Genomic DNA, 17,985 nt, shown 5'->3' with positions numbered 1-17,985 from the left:
AAAAAAACCAGGATATGCTCCTGATTTTTTATTTTACCCATTTAGTTAATAAGGCATTATTTTTTCTACTGGTTTTGGTTCTTTAATTTTCGGCAGGATTTTATCGATTGTAACTGTACGCTTCACTTCATGTGTAACAGGATCTTGTGGATCAAATTTCTCCAGGAAAGTAATAACCTCTTTTACGATCGGCGTCGGTGTAGAGGCCCCCGCTGTGACGGCTACAGTTTGAATTCCCGCCAGCCATTCAAGCTTTAACTCAGTTATGTCTGCGATTCGATATGAAGGTGTGTTTGCAATTTCTTCAGACACTTGTGTCAAACGATTTGAGTTGTTGGATTTCGGATCCCCAACAACGATAAGTAAATCCGCTTTACCTGCTTGTTCTGCAACCGCTTCTTGTCTAACTTGGGTAGCCAGGCAAATTTCTTCATGAATTTGAATATGCGGATATTTTTCTTTTAGATAGTCCATTGCCGCTTTTACATCCCATTGACTCATCGTCGTTTGGTTCGTTACAAGCAGTTTGTCGTTATCCAATTGCAACTGATCTATATCTTCTTCACTTTGAACTAGGTGGACATGGTCTGGAGCCACACCAATAGCCCCTTCAGGTTCCGGATGCCCCTTTTTACCGATATAAATAATGTCATATCCTTCGGCAGACTTTTCACGGATTAAATCGTGGGTCACGGTTACATCCGGACATGTGGCATCAATCGATACAAGTCCTTTTTTTCTAGCAATCTCCCGTATTTCAGGCGAAACTCCATGTGCCGTAAAAATGACCGTACCTGTTTCAACTTGTTCGATAATTTCTTTGCGGTTTTCACCATCCAACGTGATGATACCGTCTTTCTCGAAGGCGTCTGTTACGTGTTTATTGTGTACAATCATGCCTAATATATAGATTGGTCTTGGTAATGATTTATCTAATGAGGCATTTCGGGCAATGACCATTGCATCCACTACACCATAACAGTAGCCTCTTGGATTTATTTTAATGACCTGCATCATGTCAACTCCTTTAATGGTACATAATTCTATTATAACGGAGCAACACGTTTAATACAAAACTTCCTTCTAGCCTATTATTCTCTATTCATCAAAATGATAGGGCGGTTGGAAGATTCTCGGGATTGATGGACGTGTAGATATTTTTTTAGGTCGAACTTTTTCTTCAAATGTCGGTGATTCTGATATTTCATATTCCTTATACCTATTTCTTTTCGCTGAAGTTGCAGGTCTGTCGAAATTTTTTGGTCTGGCCGGTCTGACGGGTCTTTCTGGTCTCTTTTCTTTAATTGCTTTTTGGGGTCTTGCAAATACCTCCGGGCTTTCCAGACTTTCGGTACTTTCATCAAAATCAAAATCATCTTCTTCTAAATCATCTTCCTTTGAATCTGATGCCTTTGGTAATCCTTGGAAGCCTTTATATAATCTCCAAAGAGCAGGTAAATTACGAAACATTGGTGTCGCTTGTTGTACTAAAGGCTGAAAACTTTGGGCGGTTGCTAAAAATCGATTGGCAGTATCCATAAACGATTGCAATTTGGGCGTGCTACCTCCTGTGCCAATCCCAGGCCCTGGTGCCGGACCCCGGCCAGGAGGCGGAAGGAATCCTGGTTGTGGGTACCGAGGTGGTCTTGCTCCAAAATTCCCTCTTGGCCCTTGGAATTGGTTAAAAGGACGACTAGGGGGCAATTGCGGACGAAAACTTTGAGGGCGCATAATGATCTCCTTTCTTCATACTATAGACGAAATTGTTCTAAGATATCATATGCAATTAGGCTTTTAAATGTCCGGTTTCAACGGATTTAGCATCTAATCAGAAATGGACCCGGCGCGGCGGAAAACTCCTATTTATGCCATATTATCGTAGTGCCTTTAACTATTTACATTGCTAAAATTAAAAATAGCCATTTCCTAAAGCGCAAAATGACTACCAATAATTTATACATAATAATGGTTGATCGGTCTCCCGACACCTCCATAATGGACATCCACATGGATATGGTTTTGTTTCTCCAGAAAATCTAAATACCTCCGAGCTGTTACACGGGCAACACCGATTCCCGCTGCCACTTCGTCTGCAGATACACCTTCTTTGGACATTTTTACAAAGTGTAGAACTTTATCCAATGTAGTCCGGTTAAATCCTTTCGGCAATTCGGTTGGAAGAGCGGCCTCATTTCCGGTTGATTCTTCTATCTCACGAAATGGGTGTATCATCTCATCCAATTCCTTTTGTGTAATGTCTTGTAGACCGAATGTCTTCAATTTAAAAGTATAGTAATTCAATAAAGTTTGTTGTATTCTTTCGAAGGTAAACGGCTTCATTATATAATCATAGACACCTAAATGCAAAATTTGTTGTATTGTTTGCATATCATTTGCTGCAGTTACCGTGATCACATCAACAGGTAGATTAGCGCTGCGTATCTTTCTGAGTGTAAGCAATCCATCTTGTTCCGGCATAAAGATATCCATTAACACCAAATCGGGTTTTAATTCAATAATTCGGTGATATCCTTCCACGCCATTGCCGCACATAGCGATTACATCAAAGCCCTCGACACGTTCAATAAACTGTCTGTTTACTTCCCTTACCATCGGATCATCTTCAACGAGTAATACTTTTATCGACTGCAACGATGATTCCCCCTTATATTTCAAAAGTAATTATAAATGTCGTCCCTTTGTTTATTTCACTCGTTACCTCTATTGTTCCGTAGCCTTTCTCAACAATTTCATATACTAGATAAAGACCGATACCCCTACCTTCTTTCTCCTTTGTTGAGAATCCACTCTCAAAAATATGGGCTTGTGTCACCTCGGACATTCCTGCTCCGTTGTCGCTCACCAAAATAGCCAGTAGGCCATCGTTATCATCTATTGAAATATTCACTTCTTTCTCTTTTTGTTTAGACCCTGAGAATGAATCGAAAGCATTTTCGATTAAGTTTCCAAACAGTACAACAAAATCATGATGATCGAGTTTTTCGGGAAATCTTGTCAACTTGCTTTGTTTATCAAGATTTACTGTGATATCAAGCTCTCTTCCACGACTTATTTTACTTAATAATAATCCGGAAATATTTTCATTGTAAATACGTTCATTCAGGAATTTTGTAACATTATCGTGTTCATCCTGAACTTGGGAGAGATACTGCAATGCCTGTTTGATGTGTCCTAAATGCAGCAACCCGGAAATTGTATGCAATTTATTTTTATATTCATGAGTTTGCACTCTTAACGCTTGTACAAAAGCTTTCACACCTGTCAACTCCTCCGCCAATTGTTTAAAGGCTGTCAAATCCTTAAAGACGGCGACTGCCCCAACCTTTTTCCCATCCACAAGTATGGGGATTCGGTTACTTAAAAGACTGTGATTGTTGACATATATTTCTTGATCATATACAGGTTTGCCTGTAAGGACTATCTCAGGCAATCTAGTATCCGGCAATACATCATAAATATTTTTCCCTAAATAATAAGAATGTTCCTTCTCCACACCCAGTATTTCACTTGCCTTTTTGTTGAAAATCGTTATATTCAAATTACTATCAACCGCGATAATCCCTTCATGCATGGCATTGAAAGTTTCGGTTCTCTCTACATACATCTTCGATATTTCATGCGGCTCTAAACCAAACATCTGTAACTTTATATGTCTCCCAAGAGTGTGTGCTCCCCAAACACTGAAAAGGACGGAAATTGCAATGGTTATGAGAATTTCATTTTGATAGTCGGTGAAAATTTGCAGGGGGGAAGGAAGTAAAAATCCCACTAGCGCCACCCCGATTTGGGTATTTTTTTCATTCATTATCGGTACAAATGCCCGGATGGTTGTACCTTTTTCGCCATTTGCTTTCGATAAATAATAATGTTCAACAAAAGCAGCATCGATGTCCGAAGATTTGCTTACTTGGCCAATTTCTTGTCTCGAAGGATGCGAGTATTTTTTACGTTTTGTATCCATGATGACGATATAATCTGCTTGGTTTATCAAGCGGATTTCCTCGACAATATCGTTGATGCTCCTGGATGCCGAGTCAAAATCATCGCTTTGCAATAAAGATTTAATTTCGGGTATATTGGCTACAGTCCGGGCGACAAGCATTGCCTCTTGTCCAATATTTTCTTCTTTTTCTTTCAGTAGACTTCCAATTACAAAAGTTCCAGCAATTAAGAAAGAAAAGACAATAATGAAAAATGTGAGCAACATTATTTTCTTATTCATCGATAATTTTCTCATTTTCATATTTGTCGCCCCTTTAAATATAACTGTTGCACCATGGATTTAATGTTTATAATTATCTATAAATATTGTGCTTCCATTCCAAATATGGCTTGGATGGAGTAATATTCAATATTAATTTAACAATTGTGGTGAAAAAAATGAAATTATTCTTAACTGGGTCTTTTATTACCATCATTATCTTAATCGTACTTTTTAGTTACCGTCAAAGCATTTTTTCAATTAACTCTCTTCCTTTTGATGATGAACAACGAGGTTTGAATGAGCAAATCATCATTCACTTCAGCCACGTGGTAGCCGAAAACACACCTAAGGGGATTGCAGCCGAAAAATTTAAGGCGTTGGTAGAAGAAAAAAGCGGTGGTAAGGTCGTTGTCCAAATTTATCCGAATGGCATGCTATTTAATGATGAAAATGAATTGGAGGCATTGCGTGATAATAAAGTACAAATTATTGCCCCCACGATTTCAAAGTTGACAAACTCATTACCTAATTGGCAAGTGCTTGATCTACCCTTCATTATAGAAAATAATGAACAGTTAAAAAAGGTTCTTAACGGTGAAACGAGTGACTCGCTTTTACAGGAACTTGAAAAAATCAATATAAAGGGCTTGACATTTTGGAACAATGGTTTTAAACAAATTGCCTCCACCTCCCCGGTTATTGGGGTGGAAGATTTTAATGGCATGCGTATCCGCATGATGTCCAGTGACATTTTAGACGATCAGTTCAAACTACTGGGTGCCAAACCTATTGCCACTTCTTTTGGCGATGTGTACTCAGGCATCAAGAATAACATTGTTGATGCACAAGAAAATACAATCTCGAATATTTATTCCAAGCAGTTTCATACGATGGAAAATCATATCACCCTTTCCAATCATGGGGTTTTAGCATACGCAGTCATGATGAATGAAGATTTTTGGAATAGCTTGGATACAGATACTCAAAAAATAATTACGGATTCCTTTGAAGAGATGCAGGATTGGCAATTTGAACGGGCTGAACAATTCAATGAAGAAAACTTATCATATTTAAAAGAAAATTCTGCTGTTCATATTTATGAATTGGATGAACCGATAAAAAACGAATGGAAAGAAAAATTAAAGACAATTTATACGCAATACGAAAAAAATGTTAATGGCCATTATCTTTCTGATCTTTTAAAAGAACTAAATGAGCCAGATTCTTAACGAACAAAAAGAACAAAATTACACTACCTTGTTAAAAAGGTAGTGTTTTTTTATCGTTCAACACTTGTACTATAACAAAACATCACGCTTTCAAATTAGTATTATAACAGCAAAAACATTGATGTGAAGCTACTTATGCACAATTTCACATGCAGAAGAACAAAATGAACGATATAACCTTTAAAAACTAAACAATATTTTTAGAAAACTATGCGCTATGATAGTTTCAGATATTGAAAGCGATGTCATTATGATTTTTCAAAGGAGGATGGAAGTGAATGAAATTACTTAAAAACTTAACAGCCCAAGTTATTATTGCAATCATTTTAGGTATTATCGTTGGCGCAATTTGGCCTGAGTTTGGCGCAAGCTTAAAAGTATTGGCGGATTTATTTATTAAATTAATTAAAATGTTAATCGCACCTATTATTTTCTTAACTGTTGCAATCGGTATCGGTGCAATGGGTGATATGAAAAAGGTCGGTAAAATTGGCGGTAAGGCATTAATCTATTTTGAAGTTGTTTCAACCATTGCCCTTGCGATTGGGATTGCCGTTGCACTTCTCGTTAATGCGGGAGATGGAATGAACATCGAGGCTAATTCCGGTGCAGACGTTTCACAATATACAGAAGCAGCTGCAAATCAGGAACATGGAATTGGTGCTTTCATCGCAAGTATTATTCCATCAAACTTTGTTGGTGCACTGGCAAATGGTGAGTTATTGCCGACATTATTCGCTGCCGTATTATTTGGTATGGCTGCAGCGGCTCTTGGAGAGAAATCGAAGCCAGTCATTACTTTCTTCGAACAAGTATCGGAAATATTCTTTAAAATTGTAAGCATGGTTATGAAATTCTCTCCTATCGGGGCATTTGGTGCAATGGCTTATACAATTGGCCACTTTGGATTGGAAGCTCTTGGAAATCTAGGTTACTTAATGGCTGCAGTGTATATTACAATGGCTCTTTTCCTTATTCTAATTTTGGGTTCCATTGCAAAATTCTACGGCTTTAATATCTTTAAATTTATCGCTTATATAAAAGATGAAATTTTCTTGGTGATCGGTACCTCTTCATCTGAATCCGCTTTACCATCGATGATGCGTAAATTGGAAAGATACGGCTGCTCAAAGCAAGTAGTTGGATTAGTGGTTCCAACGGGCTACTCATTTAATCTGGATGGTACGGCAATCTACTTATCGATGGCTGCTTTATTCATTGCCCAGGCATACGGTGTAGATCTAACTTGGATTCAGATCATCACTTTACTTGGTATATTAATGATTACATCCAAAGGGGCAGCAGGAGTGACTGGTTCAGGCTTCATCACTTTAGCAGCAACCTTGGCAGCCTTCCCTATGATTCCAGTTGAGGGAATTGCTCTATTAATCGGGGTTGACCGTTTCATGTCCGAAGCGCGTGCTGTAACGAACTTAATCGGTAACGGTGTAGCGACTGTAGTTGTCTCCAAATCAGAAAAAGAGTTTGACGAAGCAGTCAATGCAACTCTGAAACAATCAAAGGCATAATATAAACAAGCAACTTCCATGTTTAACGAAGTTGCTTGTTTTTTGGTTGATTTTAATGGATATGACAGAAAGTCAATTCAAATTAATAGGCAATCTTTCTGCTACTTCTCACACTCATATTCAAAGGAAGTGGTTATGATAAAGCCACTTTTCTGTATTTTAGCTTTGCCACCTTCCTTTTCACACGCCTGCTCTAACTGATCAATTTTGTTTTCTAGAAAGAATGAGGTTATTCCAGCAAAAATTATTCCTATCACAATCATAAAAATTCCGATGATTACCCATCCACGTCCGCTATTCCCCATCGTTGCTTCCTACTCTCTATCTAAGACTACCGTTTTATAATTCCATTTAAATGAAAATAAATGGTTCCGTATTGATTTCCGACTGGACAAACTGGACAGATAACTTAGCTTCAGAACATAACTTTTCCATCTTCTCCGCTACACCTTTAATCATGACTTTTTCAACATGGTGTCCCGGATCTACAATACTTAAGCCAATATTTTCTGCATCCTGCGCGATATGAAAACCGATATCCCCAGTGACGAACACATCGGCACCTGATCGTTTCGCAGCGTGAATATATTTGTTTCCATCCCCACCTACAACTGCCACCTTTGAAATCGTCTTAGTTATATCACCTACGACTCTTAGTTTAGTAACGTTTAAACAGGCTTTTACATGCTCCGCGAAACGTTCCAATGTCATCGACTCTTTCAATCTTCCGACACGTCCAAGGCCCATCTCATTCGCCTCAACTGCCAAAGTATATAAATCATATGCAGGTTCCTCATATGGATGTGAATTCAACATAGCTTTTAGAACTTTATTTTTAATGGATTGCGTAAAAACCACTTCAATTTTCTCTTCATCTGTTTGTTCCATGTCTCCGATGTCGCCGATAAAAGGGTCAGCACCTTCCAACGGTCTAAAACGTCCTTGCCCCCTCGTAGAGAAGCTGCAAGCCTCATAATTCCCGATTGCACCTGCGCCAGCTCTGGCCATGGCAAGACGAACGTTTTCTGCGTGATCTGCAGGAACAAACACGGCAAGTTTCATCAAATTTTCCTGATAGGTTTTTTCAAGAATTTGGCGGTCTTCAAGCTGGAGTGCATCAGCTAATAAATCATTTACCCCACCTTCTGCCACATCCAAATTTGTATGGGCAGCATAAACTGCAATATCGTTTTTAATTAATTTTTCATAGAGTTTTCCGGCCGGTGTGTCTGTTCTTAAATGCGCGAGTTTTCTAAAAATCGGCGGATGGTGGGCGATGATCAATTCACACTCTTTTGCAATTGCCTCATCCGCAACTTGTTCATTTACATCGAGCGTCACCAGTACTTTTGTCACTTCTTTACTTAATGTCCCGATCGCCAAACCTATCGGATCATTATCCATGCAAGCCAACTTTTTTGGTGACCAACTTTCAAATAGTTGAATTATCTCATGACCATTAGCGATCTTCACTGTTTAAAGCCTCCTCCACTAGCTTGATTAAACGTTGTATGTCTTCTCGTTTTTTTACAATGTCTTCAGTACCTCCCGCAAGGTCCAGAGAAGTTAGTATGCGTTTCCAATTCTCAATTTCTTTCGACCATTTTTCGGCAAATACTTCCGTTTGCTTTGCCATTAGCTTCTTGCCTAATAAAATTTCTTGTTCCGACAGTTCCATTGCCCCGCGTTGGAGAACAAGAATTTCATAGATTTTTTCATCTTCTTTTAATATTACTTCATCCAAGATTGCCCAACCGTTTCGGATTGCCCATTCCCTGATTACTTTCGCATGGATGTTAGGTTGTAAAATAAGACGTGTAACTGAATGAAGAACTTCCGGACACTTATCTAAAATTGAAACAATCAAAGGACCGCCCATACCCGCAATAGTAATTGTATTTACTCCGTCACTTTTTTCTACAGCTTTTAACCCATCCGCCAATCGGACAGTTATATTATCTTCCAATCCTTCCAATTTGACCTGTTTGATGGCCGATTCATATGGCCCCTTTACTACCTCGCCAGCAATCGCTTTCTTTACGATTCCATTATGTACTAAATAGCATGGTAGGTACGCATGGTCACTTCCTATATCGGCGACAACGGCACCAGTAGGAACAAAAGATGCAACTGCTTCCAAACGTTTAGATAATTTTTGTGCATTCATGTAAGTAAACCGCCTTTTTATAATTTCTATGTATATTATATAAAATTTTATATATCTTGTCCTTTCAGGCAGTGGAAAGCCATCATTTCCAGGCGCTGAAAAGATAAAAGGGCTACCTTATAAGAAATTCTTATAAGGTAGCCTCTAATGTTCATTATAATTATTCTAATGAAGAAATGTAATCAGCGATTGCTTGAGCCTCAGAACCTGTTTTTAAACCCGGAGTCATTGGAGAACCTGGAATACCATTTTCTAATACTTCAACGATATGATCAGCATCTAAACCAGCAAGTTTAGGACCCATACCACCTGTTAAGTCACCACCGTGACAACCGATACATGTAGTTACTAATTCTTCACCGCCTGCACCTTCAGAAGCAGTTGCCCCTTCTTCAGAAGTAGCGCCTTCCTCAGTAGCTGCACCTTCTTCATGGCCAGCTGCGATTTCTTCTTTATTTCCTGCTCCTTCTAATGACATAAAGAAGATAAGTCCAATACCGAATGCCATAATTAGAATATAAGGAATAATAGGATTGTTTTTCATTAGGATACCCTCCCTTAGTTTTTATTTTTTCTACATCTATTAATATAGAATCTAGTCAACACTAATTATTGTACTGCATTATCTCCAAAACGAAAAGACCTAAACGATAAGTTTTACTTGTGTTGACACAAATTCGACAATTATAAGCATTGCACAGGTAATGTCTGGAAAACTTGACCGACATTTAAGAAGTACTTTACTTTATACATCTTTCCACCACACACTCTTTCATATACCCATAATCGCCATTTCATTACACACTCTTTCTTTATACTACCCATACGTGGAAGCGGTTTATACAAGCCTTTCGGGAATTGTTTTGCCCACCCGCTTTTAATTGCTATTCTCGCACTTTCCCGTCAGCACTTCCATTTAATAAAGTTATAGTTGCTTTTAAAAAATATTATTGCAATGAAAAAACTTGATATCCGACTAGAACAATTAATCCTAATACACCAGAAACTGTAAAGTAGATTAATTTAAATTTAAATCCGGTAAACAACCATAGCAAACAATTGCTAACAAGCAAACTATACAGCACAACCTGGCTCCCTGGAAAATATTCAATGCACACTTTTACTGAAATACCAAAAAGTATCAGCGCGGAGGCAATGTGTAAGATAGGCGACAGCATCTCTTTCTTCTTTGCAAACCGATAGGCAGAAATCATTAGAATCAGCGCGAATATTCCCCCCACTATTGCTGCAAGCCACGTCAGGGTTGATGCCATAAATAAAACGAATAATATAGCCGCTGTTACAATGATAGTTATCGTTAGTAAAATAAATTTCAACCGCTTTGCTTGCGCAATGACAGAGTTTTTTGAGTCGATTTCCGCTTCAAGTTCCGTTTCATTTCCTTCTGTATAGAGCGTCATTAAAAAATCGCAATAATGATCTGGTAATAACTTATTTTGTTTCCAAAACAAAATCTCATTCAAAATAATTTTCTTTTTAGCATTTGCCATATAGTATCTCCAAATTTGTTGAATTATGTATATATTCATTTTATCTTATTTTCACCCATGTTGACATGAAAATTGATAAATGATTCCATTTCCATGCAAAAAGCATCCCTTGAATAGGATGCCTCAGGCTGTTGACAAACGCTTTCAAGACAGTCTGGGTAAATCCTTCATTTATGGAAATAACCTAAAAAAACGTGTAGACAAAGTCGTATATCGACTTTGTCTACACTCTGAAGCATCCCTTGAGTAGGATGCTTTATTAAGGTATATATAGAAAAAATTAAATCAATTTCGGATTTGGCACAATTTTACTCTAGGAAGTCTTTAAGACGTTTGCTTCTTGATGGGTGTCTCAGTTTTCTTAGTGCCTTGGCCTCAATTTGACGGATACGTTCACGAGTCACTCCGAATACTTTCCCTACTTCTTCTAAAGTTCGTGTACGACCATCATCAAGACCAAATCGTAAACGCAGGACATTTTCTTCACGATCTGTTAATGTGTCGAGTACATCTTCAAGTTGCTCTTTCAACAATTCATATGCCGCATGATCTGATGGCGATTGAGCTTCGTGGTCTTCTATAAAATCCCCAAGATGCGAATCATCTTCCTCACCTATTGGTGTCTCTAAAGAAACAGGTTCTTGTGCAATTTTTAGAATTTCACGTACTTTTTCAGGAGTTAAGTCCATTTCTTCCCCGATTTCTTCCGGAGATGGTTCACGTCCCAAGTCTTGCAATAACTGTCTTTGCACACGGATTAATTTATTGATCGTTTCAACCATATGCACCGGGATACGAATTGTTCTCGCTTGGTCTGCAATTGCACGTGTAATTGCTTGACGAATCCACCAAGTTGCGTAAGTTGAAAATTTAAATCCTTTACGATAATCAAATTTTTCAACCGCTTTAATAAGCCCCATGTTACCTTCTTGAATTAAATCAAGGAACAGCATTCCTCGACCTACATAACGTTTGGCAATCGACACTACTAAACGTAAATTCGCCTCCGCCAAACGTTTGCGGGCCTCTTCATCGCCTTGCTCAATACGTTCAGCAAGTTTAATTTCTTCTGATGCGGAAAGTAGATCTACTCGGCCGATTTCCTTTAGATACATACGAACAGGGTCATTGATTTTCACGCCAGGAGGAACACTTAAGTCATTTAAATCAAACGCTTCTTCGCTCTCTTCTTGTTTAGCTAAAACTTCTTCTTCAAACTCTTCTTTTCCATCAACTTCAATACCAAAACTTTTTTCGATATCTTCAGCAAAGTGGAAAATTTCCTCATTTTCTAGTTCAAACGGAGTGAGTTTGCTTGAAATTTCCTGCATCGAAATTTCATTTGTCTTTTTTGCTTTCTCTTGTAAAAGTGTTTTAACTTCGTCAATCGTCTGTCCATTGACAACTTCTTTTGATTGTTCTGACTTGTCTGCCATAAACCTTCCTCCTTCTAACAACGCAAATCGGGTTAAATCGTCGATAATGATTTCTTCAACTGTATGATTGCCTGAGCAATCTGCAATGCACGTTTATGTTCGTGCATTTTTTCCGCCTCTTGGGAATCATGAAGTAATTTTTTTATCTCCATTTCAATCCGATGTTTTTTTAGCTGCTTTAAACAATCTGATATTTCAGCTTCAGCTTGTTCAGAATCATGTTCCAGAAGCGCTGCTTCCATTACAATTTTCCTTAATTCTGAATCCTCCAGTATTTCTAAAAACCTTTGATAATCCGCTGAACCATGCTCCTCATAAAATCCAACTAATCGAACGAAAACGGCACCGTATTCATCCCGTACAAAAGGCTCGGGTTCATCGCTTTTTAAAATTCGATCCACCACATCAATATCGGTCAGCATATGGGATAAAAGTAGGCGTTCTGCACGCTCGGTAGCCGATAAAGGCTTTTTGGCCTGCAATTCATTTTTTTTCGTTTGCTTTTTTACTTCTTCTCGGTTAAAATTCTTTGCATTATCAGCATCTAATTTTCTATATTGAGCATAGATGGCTTCCTCAGAAATATTTGTTTCACTTGCAATTTGTTTTATATAAAGGTCTCGTTCAATAGGTGAAGATCGACCAACAAGCTGCTCAAGTACCTCCTGGATAAATTGCAACACATCATTCTCGAATTGAAAGTTTTTGTTTCTCCTTGCATGCATCATCATAAAAGCAATGTATGCATGCGGCTTTTCCAAAATTTGCTGTACAAAGGATTCCGGACCATATTTTTTTATATACTCATCTGGATCTAATTTTTCAGGTAATACAGCTATTTCAACCTTCAACTTTTCGGCGTATAACATTTCAGATGCTCTCTTGGCCGCTTCCCAACCAGCGTTATCACCATCATAACAAATTATAATTTGCTCACTTAAGCGTTTTAGCTTTGTGATATGCTGTGGTGTCAAAGAAGTACCCATTGTAGCCACTGCGTTGTATACACCTGCTTGATTTGCTGCAAGGACGTCCATAAATCCTTCCATCAGGATTACTTGACGTTTTTTCCGGATAACGGTTCTTGCCTTGTCCAAGTTAAAAAGAATTTGACTCTTATGAAATATAGGTGATTCAGGGCTATTTAAATATTTTGCCTCATCGTCGGAATCAATGATACGTCCTGAAAACGCTATGACTTTACCATTTTCATCCCGTATTGGGAACATGACTCTTCCACGAAAGCGATCAAAGTAAGTATGGTCATTTTCTCTTTGGATAATGAGTCCGCACTCAGCCATTATTTCTAAATCAAACCCTTTTCTTTTTAGCAAAACTGACAAGGTGTCCCATCCTGGTAGAGACCAACCTATACCATTCGTTTCGATATGTTCCTTTGTAAATCCTCTTTTTAGCAGATAATTTAATGCTTGTTCTCCCTCTTCTGTATTCATCAATAAGTGATGATAGAAATCGGCAGTGAATTCATGCGCCTCAAGCATTAATTCTTCTTTTTTTGAATAGGCTTGATTATCCTTGGTTAAACTGGTGCTTTGGATATCCAAGTGGATACCGAGGCGACTTCCAAGTTTTACAACGGCATCAGGGAATGTAATATTTTCGATATCCATTACAAACGTAATAGCATTACCACCTGCACCACAACCGAAACAATGAAAAATTTGTTTATCTTGAGACACCGAAAATGAGGGTGTATTTTCACCGTGAAATGGACATAATCCAAACCAGTTGCGTCCTCTTTTAGTCAGCTGCATATAATCGCTAATGACATCGACTATATCGGATTGAGAACGAATTTGTTCTATCATCTCTTCAGGTATTTTCCCGGTCATATAATCACCAACTTCTGATGCTAAGTAACACAATTCGAGATAAATTTAAAAAATCCTCTATTTTCCGACAAAAAAATAGTGTTTTGTTCTAAAATTTCTCTTAGTAATATTTTTACCACAATTTTCTCATTATAAAACAAATTGATGAAAGTTTCCACTTTTTTATTAAGAAAAATAACGTTTTTTATCTTCTTTAGGAGAATATTAATAATTTCTGCCAAATAGTTTAATAAAAACCCGCTAATTCATATCTTCTTCAAGATTTTTCTATGGAAATTAAAAAAGTGCCGAGTTCCCCACATTAGGAGGATGGCACTTTTATGAAAAAGAAAAGAACATTTTGCGCAAGAATCTATCAAGCAACTGCCCCTCTACGTGCACTTCGGTACAGCCGCCAGTTTATTCTGAGCGTTCGACCACAATTACACTTCTAGAATAATGATCCTTCTTTAAACCATTTGCGCATGTTTCCTTCAAAAATCACTTACTCTGTTCAATTACTTCCATGATAACATTTGCAGTTTCTTCTACTGCTTTGTTTGTAACATCGATAATTGAACAGCCAATTCGTTCAACCACCTTATTGAAATGCTCTAGTTCCTGCTCGATTCTGGAAGGTTTCGCATAAATTGCATCGTCATTCAGACCCAAGGCCATCAGCCGTTCTTTCCTAATGACATTTAGTTTTTCTGTAGAGATTACTAACCCAAAACACTTTTTAGGATCAACTAAAAATAACTCTTCAGGCGGATTTACTTCCGGAACCAGAGGTACATTCGCCACTTTATAACGCTTGTGTGCAAGATATTGGGATAGTGGTGTTTTTGAAGTTCTTGAAACACCCACCAAGACCACGTCCGCCAATAGCAAACCTCTAGGATCGCGTCCATCATCATACTTGACCGCAAATTCGACGGCCTCTATTTTCTTGAAATAATCGGCATCAAGTTTATGAACCAGTCCAGGTTCCTCTCTTGGCTGTTCCCCAATTTTTTCTTCAAATAGATGGATTAACGGCCCCAACAGATCAATCCATTGGATATTTTCTCGATTACAACTATCTATCATATAGTTTCTCATTTTCTTTTCAACTAATGTAAAAACAATAATTGCATCTTGTTCTATTGCAATTTCAACAATTTTTTCAATATGATCATTATTTTCAATATTAGGGAACTTGCGGATGACAGTGTTATCAAAGGTTGGACGAAATTGAGAAACTGCCGCTTTCACAACTTGCTCACCTGTTTCCCCAACTGAATCAGATACAACGAATACTTTTAAATTTTTCAAAATAGCACTCCTTATAGATCATGGGTTTCAGCTAATGAAATAAACGCTTTAGTTACATTTGTTTTGGTTAATCTCCCAACAATTTCAAGACCTTTTTCTGTCTCATTGACAACAGGAAGAGAATCTACTTGTCGCTCGATCAATTTTTTTGCAGCCCCGATTAATGGATCCGTTTTTTTGCAATACACAATATTAGGCATCCTCGACATAATAATATGAACTGGTATTTTTGTCAGCTCTTGTGTCCCTATGCTTGTTCTGAGCAAATCTTTTCTTGATAAAACTCCTTGTAAATGGGACTGGTCATCTACTACAAATAATGTTCCAACATCTTCTAAAAACAATTGAACAATTGCATCATATACTGTCATATTTTCCGATACTACAACCGGGAGGGACTGAAAATCCCCCACCTTCAAGTTCATCATGGACTCACTTGCTGTCGTCATTGTTTTCTTCCCTGAATAGAAGTAACCCACACGTGGTCTAGCGTCCAGAAAACCAGCCATCGTTAAGATTGCTAAATCAGGTCGCAAAGTAGCCCGGGTCAAATTTAAACGTTCTGCAATTTGTTCACCTGTAATTGGCCCATTCTCTTTAACGATTTGAAGAATCGTGTCTTGACGTTTATTGAGTTCGATTGGACTCACCCGCTTCAAATAGTGTTATACTTTTCTTTAATTATTATATACTAATTTGGTATAATTTGCGAAGAATTGAATGAAAACCTACAATATTGACATAGTTCGAGTAAATAGCATAAAATATCGATAGAACTTCATACAGGCAATGAGAGGGCAATAAGTATCTTTTCAAAAATAGCGAGTAGGAAATGGTGAAAGCCTACACGAAAAAGAGAAACGGCACCCTTGAGCCAATTTTCTAAAAGAGGATTGTTTTATAGAGTTAGCGACGCAGTATGCGATGCGCTTTACTTTAGCCGACATTAAGGCTAAAAAGAAAGCGCTTGTCAGACAAGGAACGCGAAGAAAATTAACCGCAGTGAACTAGAAGTTCATGAGGATTAATTTTCGACAAGTGACGCAGTATGCGATGCGCTTTACTTTAGCCGACAATCAAGCGGGGTGGAACCGCGGGTGTATATTATAGCACTCGTCCCCGGGCACAAAGCCCGGAGACGGGTGCTTTTATATTTATATTTATATTTTTACTAGGAGGAAAAAATTATGGCTCAAAAATCTATGGAAACAATCGTAAGCTTAGCAAAACATCGCGGTTTCGTCTTCCCAGGATCGGAAATCTACGGTGGACTTGCTAATACATGGGATTACGGTCCACTTGGTGTCGAATTAAAAAACAATGTAAAAAAAGCATGGTGGCTAAAATTTGTTCAAGAATCCGAGTACAATGTTGGTCTTGATGCTGCTATCCTTATGAATCCACGTGCTTGGGTTGCTTCTGGACACGTAGGAAACTTTAATGATCCAATGATCGACTGTAAATCATGTAAAGCTCGCCACCGTGCAGATAAATTAATCGAAGATGCATCATTAGAAAAAACAGGCAAAGAAATTATCGTGGATGGTATGAGCTTTGACCAAATGAAAGAAAAAATGGATGAATTATCTGTAACTTGTCCGGAATGTGGGGCAAGCGACTTTACAGATATCCGTCAATTCAACCTAATGTTCAAGACTTTCCAAGGTGTAACGGAAAGCTCAACGAACGAAATTTTCCTTCGCCCTGAAACAGCACAAGGGATTTTTGTCAACTTTAAAAATGTACAACGATCGATGCGTAAACGTACTCCATTTGGTATTGCCCAAATCGGTAAATCCTTCCGTAATGAAATTACACCAGGAAACTTTACATTCCGTACTCGTGAATTTGAGCAAATGGAGTTAGAATTCTTCTGTAAACCTGGTGAAGATCTGGAATGGCAACAATATTGGAAGGAATTCTGCAAAAATTGGCTGTTGAATTTAGGTATGAAAGAAGATAGTATGCGCCTGCGCGACCATGAAGATGATGAACTATCTCACTATTCAAACGCAACAACAGATATCGAATTCCGCTTCCCATTTGGCTGGGGAGAATTATGGGGTATTGCAGACCGTACAGATTATGACTTGAAACAACATATGGAGCACTCCGGCGAAGATTTCACTTATATCGATCCAATTACAAACGAACGTTACGTACCGTATTGTATCGAGCCATCGCTTGGTGCTGACCGTGTAACACTAGCGTTCTTATGTGATGCATACGATGAGGAAGAACTAGAAGGCGGCGATTCCCGTACAGTTCTACGCTTCCACCCTGCACTTGCTCCGTTTAAAGCTGCAGTATTGCCGTTATCGAAAAAATTAGCCGATGAAGCTGGCGAAGTATGGGCTGAATTACGCAAGTCATTCCCAGTTGACTATGATGAATCGCAATCAATCGGTAAACGCTACCGCCGTCAAGATGAGATTGGTACACCGTTCTGCATCACATACGATTTCGATTCAAAAGAAGATGGTCAGGTTACTGTCCGCCATCGTGACAGCATGGAACAAGTCCGCATGCCTATTTCAGAAGTCAAAGCTTATATTGAAAAGCATCTACAATTCTAAAAATTTCCAGAACTTATTTCGCATATTCGAAATAAGTTCTTTTTTACAACACAAATATAATTTAACTTCTATCTTCTTTAAAATACAATAGGCATCTTCCATATTTTTGGGGAAGATGCCTAATTTTGTCCATTTTGGTCATTTTGTTCATTCAGGAGATGATTTG

The 17,985-nt window shown here is 38.2% G+C and carries 16 protein-coding genes; 3 read left to right on the top strand and 13 right to left on the bottom strand.

All coding sequences use genetic code 11. The features are described 5' to 3' along the window. Positions 1–45 precede the first annotated feature (45 nt). The 4 genes from CD33_RS15070 to CD33_RS15055 all read right to left on the bottom strand — a co-directional run bounded on the left by CD33_RS15070 (position 46) and on the right by CD33_RS15055 (position 4,258). Positions 46–1,014 carry a 4-hydroxy-3-methylbut-2-enyl diphosphate reductase gene (locus CD33_RS15070; protein ID WP_036201826.1) on the bottom strand — a complete coding sequence of 323 codons (969 nt, stop codon included), beginning with the start codon at positions 1,012–1,014 and terminating at the stop codon, positions 46–48. Positions 1,015–1,098: 84 nt separating this feature from the next. Next, complete coding sequence (gene vrrA / locus CD33_RS19590; protein WP_215490545.1) at positions 1,099–1,551, bottom strand: VrrA/YqfQ family protein; 453 nt, start codon at positions 1,549–1,551, stop codon at positions 1,099–1,101. Between the two features lie 402 nt (positions 1,552–1,953). Beyond that, positions 1,954–2,652: a response regulator gene (locus tag CD33_RS15060; RefSeq protein ID WP_036201824.1), complete on the bottom strand. Its 699-nt coding sequence runs from the start codon at positions 2,650–2,652 to the stop codon at positions 1,954–1,956. A gap of 13 nt (positions 2,653–2,665) precedes the next feature. Then, positions 2,666–4,258, bottom strand: coding sequence for an ATP-binding protein (locus CD33_RS15055; RefSeq protein ID WP_036202324.1), 1,593 nt, complete (start codon positions 4,256–4,258; stop codon positions 2,666–2,668). Between the two features lie 143 nt (positions 4,259–4,401). On the opposite strand from CD33_RS15055, the gene CD33_RS15050 reads away from it, so the two are divergent. Both CD33_RS15050 and dctA read left to right on the top strand, forming a co-directional pair. After that, entirely contained in the window at positions 4,402–5,454 is a 1,053-nt protein-coding gene (locus CD33_RS15050; protein WP_036201822.1) for a DctP family TRAP transporter solute-binding subunit, read from the top strand. A 278-nt stretch (positions 5,455–5,732) separates the two neighbouring features. After that, complete coding sequence (gene dctA, locus CD33_RS15045; protein WP_036201821.1) at positions 5,733–6,983, top strand: C4-dicarboxylate transporter DctA; 1,251 nt, start codon at positions 5,733–5,735, stop codon at positions 6,981–6,983. A gap of 101 nt (positions 6,984–7,084) precedes the next feature. On the opposite strand, the gene CD33_RS15040 is transcribed toward dctA, so the two are convergent. From CD33_RS15040 to ccpN, 9 genes are all read right to left on the bottom strand, one after another. Beyond that, positions 7,085–7,288: a hypothetical protein gene (locus CD33_RS15040; RefSeq protein WP_036201818.1), complete on the bottom strand. Its 204-nt coding sequence runs from the start codon at positions 7,286–7,288 to the stop codon at positions 7,085–7,087. Between the two features lie 46 nt (positions 7,289–7,334). Next, complete coding sequence (locus tag CD33_RS15035; protein WP_036201817.1) at positions 7,335–8,456, bottom strand: Nif3-like dinuclear metal center hexameric protein; 1,122 nt, start codon at positions 8,454–8,456, stop codon at positions 7,335–7,337. Next, the gene (locus CD33_RS15030) at positions 8,443–9,150 is read right to left on the bottom strand and encodes a tRNA (adenine(22)-N(1))-methyltransferase (RefSeq protein WP_036201816.1); all 708 of its coding nucleotides are present in this window, start codon (positions 9,148–9,150) and stop codon (positions 8,443–8,445) included. Before CD33_RS15030 ends, CD33_RS15035 begins: the two co-directional genes overlap by 14 nt. Before the next feature lie 160 nt (positions 9,151–9,310). Next, complete coding sequence (locus CD33_RS15025) at positions 9,311–9,694, bottom strand: c-type cytochrome (RefSeq protein ID WP_036201815.1); 384 nt, start codon at positions 9,692–9,694, stop codon at positions 9,311–9,313. Between the two features lie 403 nt (positions 9,695–10,097). Continuing rightward, the gene (locus CD33_RS15020) at positions 10,098–10,661 is read right to left on the bottom strand and encodes a hypothetical protein (protein ID WP_036201814.1); all 564 of its coding nucleotides are present in this window, start codon (positions 10,659–10,661) and stop codon (positions 10,098–10,100) included. 308 nt (positions 10,662–10,969) lie between these two features. Continuing rightward, positions 10,970–12,097, bottom strand: a complete 1,128-nt coding sequence (rpoD, locus tag CD33_RS15015) for an RNA polymerase sigma factor RpoD (RefSeq protein ID WP_036201813.1) — start codon at positions 12,095–12,097, stop codon at positions 10,970–10,972. 32 nt (positions 12,098–12,129) lie between these two features. After that, positions 12,130–13,950: a DNA primase gene (gene dnaG, locus CD33_RS15010; protein WP_036201812.1), complete on the bottom strand. Its 1,821-nt coding sequence runs from the start codon at positions 13,948–13,950 to the stop codon at positions 12,130–12,132. Between the two features lie 480 nt (positions 13,951–14,430). Next, a complete protein-coding gene (locus CD33_RS15005; protein WP_036201811.1) occupies positions 14,431–15,243 on the bottom strand; it encodes a pyruvate, water dikinase regulatory protein in 813 nt (270 codons plus the stop codon). A gap of 11 nt (positions 15,244–15,254) precedes the next feature. Further along, complete coding sequence (gene ccpN, locus CD33_RS15000; protein WP_036202321.1) at positions 15,255–15,893, bottom strand: transcriptional regulator CcpN; 639 nt, start codon at positions 15,891–15,893, stop codon at positions 15,255–15,257. Positions 15,894–16,430: 537 nt separating this feature from the next. Here ccpN and CD33_RS14995 point away from each other — a divergent pair. Further along, positions 16,431–17,819 (top strand): glycine--tRNA ligase, encoded by a 1,389-nt coding sequence (locus tag CD33_RS14995; protein ID WP_036201810.1) that lies wholly within the window; start codon positions 16,431–16,433, stop codon positions 17,817–17,819. Positions 17,820–17,985 lie beyond the last annotated feature (166 nt).

Origin of the sequence: Ureibacillus sinduriensis BLB-1 = JCM 15800, from assembly GCF_000772955.1 — a bacterium.
Lineage (GTDB): Bacteria > Bacillota > Bacilli > Bacillales_A > Planococcaceae > Ureibacillus > Ureibacillus sinduriensis.
Note: the sequence above shows the minus strand (reverse complement) of the source record. Positions and strands in the feature narration are given on the sequence as shown.

Coding starts and splice junctions, on each gene's coding strand:
- CD33_RS15025 (WP_036201815.1), bottom strand. CDS start 9,694: ATGAAAAACAATCCTATTATTCCTTATATTCTAATTATGGCATTCGGT.
- CD33_RS14995 (WP_036201810.1), top strand. CDS start 16,431: ATGGCTCAAAAATCTATGGAAACAATCGTAAGCTTAGCAAAACATCGC.
- CD33_RS15055 (WP_036202324.1), bottom strand. CDS start 4,258: ATGAGAAAATTATCGATGAATAAGAAAATAATGTTGCTCACATTTTTC.
- dctA (WP_036201821.1), top strand. CDS start 5,733: ATGAAATTACTTAAAAACTTAACAGCCCAAGTTATTATTGCAATCATT.
- rpoD (WP_036201813.1), bottom strand. CDS start 12,097: ATGGCAGACAAGTCAGAACAATCAAAAGAAGTTGTCAATGGACAGACG.
- CD33_RS15040 (WP_036201818.1), bottom strand. CDS start 7,288: ATGGGGAATAGCGGACGTGGATGGGTAATCATCGGAATTTTTATGATT.
- CD33_RS15070 (WP_036201826.1), bottom strand. CDS start 1,014: ATGCAGGTCATTAAAATAAATCCAAGAGGCTACTGTTATGGTGTAGTG.
- CD33_RS15030 (WP_036201816.1), bottom strand. CDS start 9,150: ATGAATGCACAAAAATTATCTAAACGTTTGGAAGCAGTTGCATCTTTT.
- CD33_RS15050 (WP_036201822.1), top strand. CDS start 4,402: ATGAAATTATTCTTAACTGGGTCTTTTATTACCATCATTATCTTAATC.
- dnaG (WP_036201812.1), bottom strand. CDS start 13,950: ATGACCGGGAAAATACCTGAAGAGATGATAGAACAAATTCGTTCTCAA.
- CD33_RS15020 (WP_036201814.1), bottom strand. CDS start 10,661: ATGGCAAATGCTAAAAAGAAAATTATTTTGAATGAGATTTTGTTTTGG.